This window comes from Neoroseomonas rubea (assembly GCF_016106015.1).
In the GTDB taxonomy this organism is placed as follows: domain Bacteria; phylum Pseudomonadota; class Alphaproteobacteria; order Acetobacterales; family Acetobacteraceae; genus Neoroseomonas; species Neoroseomonas rubea.
In genome coordinates this window covers 1-1,967 of record NZ_JACADQ010000506.1, presented here as the reverse complement: position 1 = coordinate 1,967, position 1,967 = coordinate 1, and the positions used below count along the sequence as shown (strand labels likewise).

Genomic DNA, 1,967 nt, shown 5'->3' with positions numbered 1-1,967 from the left:
GCGACCGCGACCGCGACGCGCGGATCGAGCGCGAAACATCCGAACCCGCGCGCGAGACGGCCCGCGAGCCGCGCCGCGAGCGTGACGGCGGACGCGACCGCGACGCGCCGCGCGACCGTGACGCCGGGCGGGAACGCCGCTACCGGCAGGAAGACCTCGGCCCGGCCGTAAAGGGCTTCGGCGATGCGGTGCCGGCCTTCATGCTGATCCCGCTGCCGCGCCCGCGCCCCGACAAGCCGACCTCCGTCGAGGCCGCGCCCGCCGCGACGCCCGAGACAGAAGCCGCCTGACCACCTGGCCGGGCAGCGATGCCCGGCCTTCCCGATTGCCCGAGCGCCGGCGGCACCCCATCCTGCCGGCGAGACGCCGGAGGACACCGCCATGAATGTCGTCAGCAAGCCCGCCACGCGCGCGCAGTTCGTCTGGGACGACCCGCTGCTGCTCGAGGATGCGCTCACCGAGGATGAGCGCCTGATCCGCGATTCCGCGCGCGCCTTCTGCCAGGAAAAGCTGATGCCGCGGATCCTGATGGCGAACCGCAACGGCATCTTCGACCGCGAGATCATGAACGAGTTCGGGGAGATGGGCTTCCTCGGCGCGACGCTGGAAGGCTATGGCTGCGCCGGCGTCTCCTACGTCGCCTACGGGCTGATGGCGCGCGAGGTCGAGCGCGTCGATTCCGGCTACCGCTCCGCCTTCTCCGTCCAGTCCAGCCTCGTGATGTTCCCCATCCACGCCTATGGGTCCGAGGAACAGCGGCAGAAGTTCCTGCCGAAGTTGCGGACGGGCGAATGGGTCGGCTGCTTTGGCCTGACCGAGCCCGATGCGGGGTCCGACCCGTCCTCGATGCGCACGCGCGCGAAGAAGGTCGATGGCGGCTACATCCTCAGCGGATCCAAGACCTGGATCACCAATTCCCCGATCGCCGATGTCGCCGTGGTCTGGGCGAAGGACGATGACGGCGTGCTGCGCGGCTTCATCCTAGAACGCGGCATGAAGGGCCTCAGCTTCCCCAAGATCGAGGGCAAGTTCTCGCTCCGCGCCTCCGTGACCGGGATGATCATGATGGAGGACGTCTTCGTGCCGGAGGAGAACCGGCTGCCGGGCGTGAAGTCGCTCGCCGGGCCCTTCTCCTGCCTCAACCGCGCGCGCTACGGCATCGCCTGGGGCGCGCTGGGCGCGGCGGAATTCTGCTGGCACGCCGCGCGCGACTACACGCTGAACCGGATGATGTTCGGCAAGCCGCTCGCCGCGACGCAGCTGGTGCAGAAGAAGCTCGCGGACATGCAGACGGAGATCACGCTCGGCCTGCATGCCGTGCTGCGCGTCGGCCGGCTGTTCGACGAGGGCCGCGTGGCGCCGGAGATGATCAGCCTGGTCAAGCGCAACAATTGCGGCAAGGCGCTCGACGTCGCCCGCGTCGCGCGCGACATGCATGGCGGCAACGGGATCGTGGACGAGTACCACGTGATCCGCCACGTCATGAACCTCGAGACGGTCAACACCTATGAAGGCACGCATGACGTGCACGCGCTGATCCTCGGCCGGGCGCAGACCGGGCTGAACGCCTTCGGCTGACCGGGCGGCGCGGCCCGCGCCATGGACATCGTGATCGAACGCATGGGGGCCGGCGGCGACGGGATCGCCGCCGGCCCCATCTATGTGCCGCGCGCCCTGCCGGGGGAGCGCGTGCGCATCCGCCCCGGCGCGAAGCGCGGCGACGGCGAGGCAGCCGTGCTGGAAGCAGTGCTCGAACCGAGCCCCGACCGCGTCGAGCCCCCCTGCCCCCATTTCGCGCAAGGCTGCGGCGGCTGCGCCGTGCAGCACTGGGCGCAAGCCGCACAGGCCGGCTGGAAGCGCGCACGGCTGGCCGAGGCGCTCTCGCGCGCCGGCTACCCCGATGCGCCGGTCGCGCCGACCATCGCCACCGCGCCGGGCCATCGCCGCCGCGCCGACCTCGCGCTGCG

At 71.0% G+C, this 1,967-nt stretch carries 1 protein-coding gene and 2 pseudogenes; all 3 read left to right on the top strand.

What is annotated here, in order from left to right; all coding sequences use genetic code 11:
• Positions 1-290: pseudogene (locus HW577_RS24260) on the top strand (hypothetical protein); the annotation flags it as partial.
• Between the two features lie 91 nt (positions 291-381).
• A complete protein-coding gene (locus tag HW577_RS24255; RefSeq protein ID WP_198378667.1) occupies positions 382-1,578 on the top strand; it encodes an acyl-CoA dehydrogenase in 1,197 nt (398 codons plus the stop codon).
• A gap of 21 nt (positions 1,579-1,599) precedes the next feature.
• A pseudogene (locus tag HW577_RS24250) lies at positions 1,600-1,967 on the top strand (class I SAM-dependent RNA methyltransferase); the annotation flags it as partial.

What these genes read in the sequence shown, in the direction of transcription:
- HW577_RS24255 (WP_198378667.1), top strand. Translation starts at nt 382, where the DNA reads ATGAATGTCGTCAGCAAGCCCGCCACGCGCGCGCAGTTCGTCTGGGAC.